Source organism: Arthrobacter sp. MDT2-34-1, assembly GCF_059091365.1.
Window position 1 is genome coordinate 1 of sequence record NZ_JBNHGO010000005.1, and the last position, 7958, is coordinate 7958.

At 62.3% G+C, this 7958-nt stretch carries 10 protein-coding genes; 1 reads left to right on the top strand and 9 read right to left on the bottom strand.

Going from position 1 to position 7958, the window contains the following annotated elements; translation table 11 throughout:
* Positions 1-220 precede the first annotated feature (220 nt).
* Positions 221-835, top strand: a complete 615-nt coding sequence (locus AC5RVV_RS16825) for a hypothetical protein (RefSeq protein ID WP_493986513.1) — start codon at positions 221-223, stop codon at positions 833-835.
* A gap of 161 nt (positions 836-996) precedes the next feature.
* Here AC5RVV_RS16825 and AC5RVV_RS16830 read toward each other — a convergent pair whose 3' ends face one another.
* From AC5RVV_RS16830 to AC5RVV_RS16870, 9 genes are all read right to left on the bottom strand, one after another.
* Positions 997-2412 carry a rolling circle replication-associated protein gene (locus tag AC5RVV_RS16830; RefSeq protein ID WP_493986514.1) on the bottom strand — a complete coding sequence of 472 codons (1416 nt, stop codon included), beginning with the start codon at positions 2410-2412 and terminating at the stop codon, positions 997-999.
* Between the two features lie 116 nt (positions 2413-2528).
* Complete coding sequence (locus tag AC5RVV_RS16835; protein WP_494002543.1) at positions 2529-3437, bottom strand: hypothetical protein; 909 nt, start codon at positions 3435-3437, stop codon at positions 2529-2531.
* 13 nt (positions 3438-3450) lie between these two features.
* Entirely contained in the window at positions 3451-3678 is a 228-nt protein-coding gene (locus AC5RVV_RS16840; protein WP_493986516.1) for a hypothetical protein, read from the bottom strand.
* A gap of 127 nt (positions 3679-3805) precedes the next feature.
* Positions 3806-4081, bottom strand: a complete 276-nt coding sequence (locus AC5RVV_RS16845; protein WP_493986518.1) for a hypothetical protein — start codon at positions 4079-4081, stop codon at positions 3806-3808.
* Complete coding sequence (locus tag AC5RVV_RS16850) at positions 4071-5954, bottom strand: hypothetical protein (protein ID WP_493986519.1); 1884 nt, start codon at positions 5952-5954, stop codon at positions 4071-4073. The genes AC5RVV_RS16845 and AC5RVV_RS16850 overlap by 11 nt, the downstream gene beginning before the upstream one ends.
* A gap of 79 nt (positions 5955-6033) precedes the next feature.
* Complete coding sequence (locus tag AC5RVV_RS16855; protein WP_493986508.1) at positions 6034-6189, bottom strand: hypothetical protein; 156 nt, start codon at positions 6187-6189, stop codon at positions 6034-6036.
* Between the two features lie 83 nt (positions 6190-6272).
* Positions 6273-6419 carry a hypothetical protein gene (locus AC5RVV_RS16860; protein ID WP_493986509.1) on the bottom strand — a complete coding sequence of 49 codons (147 nt, stop codon included), beginning with the start codon at positions 6417-6419 and terminating at the stop codon, positions 6273-6275.
* Positions 6420-6961: 542 nt separating this feature from the next.
* Positions 6962-7135 (bottom strand): hypothetical protein, encoded by a 174-nt coding sequence (locus AC5RVV_RS16865; protein WP_493986511.1) that lies wholly within the window; start codon positions 7133-7135, stop codon positions 6962-6964.
* A gap of 77 nt (positions 7136-7212) precedes the next feature.
* Entirely contained in the window at positions 7213-7512 is a 300-nt protein-coding gene (locus AC5RVV_RS16870) for a hypothetical protein (RefSeq protein WP_493986512.1), read from the bottom strand.
* Positions 7513-7958: the final 446 nt, after the last annotated feature.

A 7958-nucleotide genomic window follows, 5' to 3' on the forward strand; every position in this document is an offset into this window, starting at 1 on the left:
GGGCAGCGGCTGCGCAGGCGCGGCAGCGGCTGCGGAGCAGCGGAGCCCCTACCGGATGCCGGGCGCACATGCAGCGCCAGCGGTGCCGGATGACTGCCCGTAATTTCAGCCTTCGCCAGCCGAGAAGGCCAAGACAACGACGCGACTACCGCCCCAGCCTGGCCGCCGGAATCGTCAACAAAACTTGACGCGGAGGCCCATCGTCAACTAAAATTGACTTATGACCACAGCACAGGAAACCGCCGTTCAGAACCTCGCCGCAGCAGCCGAAGCCGTCAGGCTGGCAACCGCCCATCTTCGCGTAGCCGTCTGGGAGGCCCGCGCCACTGGCGCAAGCTGGGCACAGATCGGCGCAGGACTGGGCATCAGCAAGCAGGCCGCGCAGCAGAAATACAAGGAATACTGCGAAACGCAGGAACGCGCCGAGCGCGAGCACGCCGAGCGCGCCGCGTGGACCGAGACGCCCCAGCTTGACGGACAGACGATCATCAATGCAGCCCAGGAACTTATGACGCCCGAGGAAATCGAAGCCGACGCCGAGCCCGTCACCGGCCCGGCGCACTGGGCCGAAGCGGACGCCTCGCCCGTCATCGCCCAGAGCCCGGCGGGACCGTTCGAGGACTACGAGACACCCCGCGACGGCGGCAGCCTGACGGGCAAGGGTTTCGACTGCAGGTTCTGTTCCTGCACCATCGACACCAGCCACCTTCCGCCCGGAAACAGCATGTTCTATGCCGCCGTGCTGGGCACAGACCATATGGAAGTTGCCCACTACCGGACGTTGAACGGCGAACCGATCCAGCCCAAGCCCGCCAAGCGCAGCCGCAAGAAGTAGGCCCCTACCAGCCAGCACCGACAGAAGAACCCCCGGCAGACGCCGGGGGTTTTTCCGTGTGCAGAAACGCGGAGCGCCGAGCTACTGGGCCCAGCAGAAAATCTGCAAAAACGCAGACCGCGGGGCCAGCCGGCCAGCTGCTTTATCTGCGAAAACGCAGACTAGCCGCGCACGAGCTCGACCCACGACGGCGAGAACCGCGCCGCCGCGTGCTGAGTCACCCACAGGCGGCAGTCCTCGTCAGGATCGAGGAACCGCCCCACATGCTGCGCAGCCTTGAGAGCATCATTGAGCAGCACCCAACCGCCATTAAAGCCGCCCCCGGAACGCGGACGCTTCGCCTTGACCTGATGCGCCGGGCGCGGCTGACGCCCGAGGGTTTTGGAGATCCCATTCTCCCGCTTGACCGCGACCGTCCACGCCCGAGCCGCCGACAGCTTGCGAATCACCCGCCGGGCGCGGAAGTAGTCGCCCATGTTCAAATCAATTTCCGCAACCGCCTTAGCGAACCCGGACGAACCCCAGAACCGGCCCGGACCCTTGCCGGGCTTCTGCCACGCATCCGGCACAATGTGCTGATATTCCTTGCCGTCAGTGGTCTTAGCGGAGTGCCCAAGAAAGTACATGGAAATGCGGCGCGGATCGCTGAATTTTTCCCCCGAGAAGTCAATGCCCGTTCCCGCCTTGAGGTGCCGGTCATATTCCGCGAACTCTTCCCGCGTGCGAACGTCGCAACGGTCAACATCCTTTGACGCCCCCACAATGTCCGCCCAGGATCGAGACAGCCAATCCTCAAACGTCATCGTCTGCCGGTACGACTTGGAGACGACCAGCGCCGGAACCCGCAGCAGCGCATGGATATGCGGAGCCCCCCGACGCTGAAATTCCAACTTCCACAGCACCCGCCAATCCGTGCCGACCTCGCGCCGCCACCGCAGCCGGAACCGCTCAAAAAACTTCTTGAACGTCTTGCCGTCAGGAGCCACCGCGACCCAGTCGCCCGGCAGCGTAAACGTAACCATCGCCAGCGCCCCGGTATCGGCAGACCAGTCGGACAGGTCAAGCTGCGCAAGCTGCTTAACCATGTTCGCCCGCGACTTGGCAGACCAGCCGGTTATCTCCTTGGAACTCGGCCCGTTCTCATGCGCCAGATAATCGGCAACATCGCCAATCTCCCCTGTTTCCTGATTGACCCACGACGCCGCCAAATCGGCCCGGCGACGAGTCTTGTCCTCTATCCGCTGGAGTGTCTTTTCCCGCCGCGCTTCATCACTCATGGCACAGCCCAGGATTCCCGGAGACAGGATCAGACGGACGGAGCGGCCCTCAGTTGTCCCAAAGCGCACCGTGTCAGCAGTGGAACCGGGCAGCAGTTCATTCTGTCCGCCAAGCTGGACCCCCAGACGGCCCGCCACCATATCAGCGGCTGTCTTGACATCGAAGGCCCCCGGAAGCTTCGCGGGAGCGTAGTCATCGATGATGGAGCGGAACGCCGCATAGTCATCGAGTTTTTTTTGTCGGCGCGCCGAATCACTTTCGGGTACCGCTAGCGCGGGCAAAACCTCTACACTAGACACGTCACCACCCTTTACACACGGTAGACATTTCGAACGGCGCCGATGATTCCAAGTCCCGGCGCCGTTCGCCTTTTAACAGTGGTTTCATTCTGTCACTACAGCCCCAGCAGTCACACTCAAGACGCGCTGACAGATGCAGGAAGGAAGTCCAGCGACGCGGAAACGTCCTCGGGCTTCGCCCTTGCGGGCGTCCCCGCTTTCCGCTGGACCTTTGCTTGCTGGTAATCGTGGCAGGAGCACTCAGGAACCCGACGAGTCCCGGCGCAGTGAGCACACCGCCCCGAATCCGTGACCGTTCCCACCGTCAAAACCGGCGCATACGTGTCATAGGCCCGGATCGCATCAGACGTCGGCAACCAGTGCCGGGCAAAAACCAGACGGTCCGCCTTCTCATAAGCCGCTTCCGTGTGATCGTCCACCGGCAAAGACTGCGCATCATAGGTCGTCCAGAGAGCAAGACGGCGCTGTTTCCAGAGCTTTTCTGTCCCGTCCTCATTCCTCGCCGTAACCGGCAGCATCGAGCGGCAGCGCGTCACCGCCACCACGGATTCACGAATGCGCTTATTGGCCCGAATGAAGTTCAGCCCGGTAATCCGCACCGAGCAGTCAGAGCGCCGCAACTGGGCCAGCTTGTTAGCCGCCGCCGTCGGCAGGCCGGACGTTTCGTTGGAGTCGGCCACGCCGGTAATTTCATCCATCAGCACCGGGCCGGATTCCCACTCCAGAAGCTGCCACCAGTCAGTGAAAGGAACATAGGCCGGATGCGCCGCCAGATGCCCGGCAGCATGGCCCACGGCATCATCACAGGCCGGATCATCACACGGACGCGGCCGCCGGTAATCGAGCAGGCGCACCGTGGAGAGCACCGGAGTTCCGGCGTCCAGATCAGGCAACGAGTCGTACACCATGCAGGCACTTTTCCCCGCGCCATTTTTTCCCGAGTACATGTGAATGGGATAGGCCCGCCGCCGGGCGCGCGCCCGTTCGGACTGTGCAGCAGGAGCCAGGATTGTTTCAAAACCCATCGTCAAGTTTCCTTTACATCGTTAGATCGTTGGAGCCCAGGCGCAGCCCAAAACGGCCACCGACCCGGACAGAGCGGGAGAAGAACCACAGACGGCGGAAGTCGCGCCAGAGCCCCGGAGCCGCCCGCCAGAGAATCCAGCCCAGCAGCAGCCAGCCCAGCACGCCCCGCAGGCCCCCGGACGCTGTACCCAGCAGCAGCAGCGCAGCCAGCACGGCCAGCCGCAGAAGAAAACGGATCATTTCTCAGTCACTCCCCTGTACCAATCGGACTCCGGCGGAGTATCGCGCAGCTCGACCATGAGCCACGCGATAACCGCCAAGAACAGAACCCCCAGCACGGCCAGAATGACGCCGTATGTTTCCCAGCTCATGCCGCCGACCCGCCGCCCGCAGTCAGGAACGACGCGACAATGCGAACCAGCTTCACCGCGAAGGAGGCCAGATAGACCCCCAGCAGGGCAAGGACAACGGCAATGGCCAGCGGCACCGGAAACCAGACGCCCATTGACGAGCCGAAGGCATAAACCTGCAGCGCGTAATCCCCGGAATCGTCCATCCAGCCGGGCAGTTCCACCCGAGGCAGACCGTCCAGCAGCCAGCCCACGAGCCCGCCCAGAACGTTTATCAGCGTGTCAGTTATCACCGTTGATCCCCTTGCCCATTGAGAAGTTGAAGCCGAACGCGGAACCAATGGCGCGGATAATGGCGAAGCCGCCGCCGACCACCAGCCCGAGGGCAATAAAGGCATTCACCCCGGATGCAATGCCCTTCATCGGTTCGGCGCAGGCATCAAACGGCCAGATCGTATTTTCGTAGTCGCCCAGCTTGAACGGCAGGGCAGGCCCCTTGCAGCCGGTGCCTGGCCCCCCGAGCCCGTCAACGGTTCCTGTCACTGTCTCAATGGCCGGCTGAATGCCCTTGGTTTCGAGCTTGCCGCGCAGCCCCGTCGCCATGTCCGTTGCGACCTGAGGCGAAGGCTCAAAGGCCCAGCGCAGCGCGCACTGTGTCGGGACCATGACCCAATCAACCGGGTTGAGGCTGAATGTTGCCGACAGACAGTTCTGCATGCCCTGATCCGGGGAGACGTTCGGATTCGTGCCGGTGCCCACGGACGGCGAGCCGTCAGCGTTCGGACGCGGCACCTGTACCTGTGTTGTCTGCCCGGTTTCGGGATCGACGCGCGGTTCGGTCCAGTAGTTGACGCCGCCCGTCGTCGGATCGCCGTCTGTGTTGTAGTCGTTGCGCTGCGCGGGACGGTCGCCGTACGCCTGTTCCAGCACGCTGCACTGATCCACCCCGACCGAATACGGCCCGTACATGCACTTGACCGCCGAGGGCTCATGCCGGGCAAGGTCAGCCCAGACCGAACAGCGGTTCTGTGAGCCCGCTTGGCACTGCTGGCCGTCAACGTGGACATGCAGCCCGCAGACCGTAGGCCCGTTCGGCGCACACTCGGGATAGTTCAGCGCCGCCGCCGGATCGGGTTTGGCCTCCCAGATCGTCTGTGGCCCGGAGCCGTTGTCATAGCTGATCGACAGGCCCTGTGAGTATTCGCCCAGCCCCGCAGCCTTGCAGGAGGGAACCGTGAGTTTGTCCGTGGTGCCGCTGTACGTGGCCTTGAGGTCATAGACCGCGCCGGTATCCGGGCCTACGCATTTCTGTGTCACTTCATAGCTGACATCCTCAGGCGCGGCAGGCCCGGCAGCACCCGCGCCCCAATTAATCATGTTGGCCGGGCGTGTAGTCGAGATAGTGCTACCCGCCGGATGCTTTATATACGCGCCGGTTGCGTCGTACTTGTTGTCATAGGTCCGGAACCCGGAAACCTTGACCGAGTTAGCCGGGCCGCACTGGGTAATAGGAACTTCGAACCAATTGAACTCCGCATCATACGAAACCGGATAGGCCGAGGCCTGACCCGCTTTGCCCCGAACCTCAAACTCGTTCCCCGCCTCGTCCCCAACCGTCCATTGACACGTGAGGTCATACCAAAACGCGAACGTCTTAGGCGTGCTGCCCGGAACCGGCTCTAACTTGATATTCCACGAGTCCTTATAAACGCGCCCACCTGTCTTAATCAGCCCGGGATCAATCCAACCGTGGGGAAGATAGGTCAACGGTTCAGGATTCGCCAACTTTTCTTCCGGCGTGCTTGTGCTCAGACTCGTCTCATCCTGCCCGCCGTTCAGTTCCTCCCACTCCCGCATCTTGTCTTCCCACGGCATGTCGTAGTTTTCATCGTCAGCAAGCCAGTTCATCCCGTCATCGCACCACTCCATACAGGCGAACCCAGCGGCAGCCGTCGCCGCCGCACCAATGGCCGCACCGTTGGCAGCAATGAACGCAGTCACCCCGCCCCAGATCAGCGGAATAGCCGGAAGTATTGCGCTGGCACGCTGCGCAGGAGCGCCGACAGCGACAGCGACCGCCAGCACCCCGGCAACCACCATCCCGACGACCCCGCGCCTAAATTTGTCCATCAGGCCGCGCCCCCGCAGCCGTTCCTTCAATTTCACCCTTGCCCCTTTACACACGGTCAGAAAAACAAAGGAGCCGCCGCCGATACACGACGACGGCCCCCAGGCGGAACAGTGGTTACTTGACCATGCCCCGGATCAGGCCCCAGCCCTTGCGCAGCAGCAGCACACCGGCAGCAATGCCGATAGCGGTACCGCCCACGGCCAGCAGGTCCGGCCCGAAGTTGGTAACAGCGCCGGTAATGGTCGAAACAGCGTCAGCAGGAACAGTCATTTTCTTTACCCCTTACAGATACGAGTAGAACGGTTTTTTTGCGCCGGGCGAGGACTCCCCACGCCCGGCGCGAGCGGTCAAATTTACTTGACCATGCCACGGATCAGGCCCCAGCCCTTGCGCAGCAGCAGGACACCGGCAGCAATACCGATAGCGGTGCCGCCCACGGCCAGAAGATCAGGCCCGAAGGACGCAACAGCGCCCTGAATGGTAGTAACAGCGTTCGTCAATGTGTTCACCCCCTTTACACACACACGGCAAACGGACAGAAAATCTAGAAGGACCGCAGAACCGCGACCACGAGCCCGGCGGACAGCCCGGCACTCAAACACATACGGATGAAATCGGCAGCATCGGCAACGTTCACAGCAGCGCCCGCAGCAACTGCCAAAGGATCACCACGAACGAGGCAGCGAGCAGCCCGGAAAGAACCTCCAGAGCTATCCCGGCCATCATCGCCGCACCGCCAGCACCGCACCGAACGCGGCGAACAGCAGCAGCAGGCCCAGGATTACGACAACGACCGTCAACGAATCCTGAAGCGCGCCCATTGATTCAAGGAACGTCGAAGAGTCCAGCGGTTCAGAACCGGGCGCGGGCGGTTCGGCTGTGACTGTGACGGTTGCAGTCGGTTCGGCTGTCGGCTCGGCAGTCGTTGCGGCTGACGTTGCGGCAGTCGGTTCGGCTGTCGGTTCGGCAGTCGTTGCGGCTGGCGTTGCGGCAGTCGGTTCGGCTGTCGGTTCGGCAGTCGGTTCGGCTGTGGCGGTGGCAGTCATCGCATGCCGCCGCGAGTTTCAAGAATCCAGAAAACCCCGAAAATACCAAGCCCGACCAGCGCCACAGTGAGCGCCAGCCCAACCGCTGACATCACTACACCGGCAGCAGTGTCGGAGAGCGAATTGACGAGGGAAACGGCTTGCAGGGAAACAACAGGATGGTGGGACATAATGGGTCTGAGCCTTTCGAAAGGTAGAGACTTTCGTTGAGGTTAGGCCCCCGGCTGGTAACCGGGGGCCGACCCATTTAAGAGGCTTTTTCGAGCTTCGCGGGAGCAGACGGGAACAGGCCAACGACGCGGGTATTCACACCGCGCCCACCGGCAGAGAACTCCACGAGCCAGTCGATGGAGTCGCCCTCATTCGGATGGTGGCCCTGAACGATTCCCATGTTCTCGGGCTTCGGCATCATGACCTCACAGATGCCCTTGCCCCCAACGAGCACGGTAAGGGTTTCAAAGTCATAGGGGTTACCGCTGCGGGAAGTGCCCGACTGGCGGTGCTTATTGATGACGACGCCCGAAACGCGGGCAAGTGAATCAGCCATTGTGTAGACCTTTGCTTGTAGAGAAAGCTCCCCCGGTGGTAAGCCGAAGTGCTGGTAACAAGAGAAGCCTAAGCGATAAACCCATGTCCAAAAGACGATTTAGTTAATCAGTTATATAACGGTTCGGTAACGGTATTTTTTGCTCAGGATTTGCTCAGGAAACCTCAGGAAACCTCAGGAAAAGCTGAGCAACCACTGGGGAAAAACCGGGCTTCGCCCGGCTGCTGTGGTCCCGCGACGACTTTTGGCACAGAGAACGAGCCCGGGCGGCGGCAGCCGCCGGGGGTCGATGACCGAACGTTACGCCGGGGTGCTGGAGCAATTCCGATTACGGGGGAGGGGTGCGGGCGGGCAGCGGCTGCGCAGGCGCGGCAGCGGCTGCGGAGCAGCGGAGCCCCTACCGGATGCCGGGCGCACATGCAGCGCCAGCGGTGCCGGATGACTGC

Excerpts from the sequence above, each read along its gene's own strand:
- AC5RVV_RS16870 (WP_493986512.1), bottom strand. The coding sequence starts at position 7,512 with ATGGCTGATTCACTTGCCCGCGTTTCGGGCGTCGTCATCAATAAGCAC.
- AC5RVV_RS16840 (WP_493986516.1), bottom strand. The coding sequence starts at position 3,678 with ATGATCCGTTTTCTTCTGCGGCTGGCCGTGCTGGCTGCGCTGCTGCTG.
- AC5RVV_RS16865 (WP_493986511.1), bottom strand. The coding sequence starts at position 7,135 with ATGTCCCACCATCCTGTTGTTTCCCTGCAAGCCGTTTCCCTCGTCAAT.
- AC5RVV_RS16825 (WP_493986513.1), top strand. The coding sequence starts at position 221 with ATGACCACAGCACAGGAAACCGCCGTTCAGAACCTCGCCGCAGCAGCC.
- AC5RVV_RS16855 (WP_493986508.1), bottom strand. The coding sequence starts at position 6,189 with ATGACTGTTCCTGCTGACGCTGTTTCGACCATTACCGGCGCTGTTACC.
- AC5RVV_RS16835 (WP_494002543.1), bottom strand. The coding sequence starts at position 3,437 with ATGGGTTTTGAAACAATCCTGGCTCCTGCTGCACAGTCCGAACGGGCG.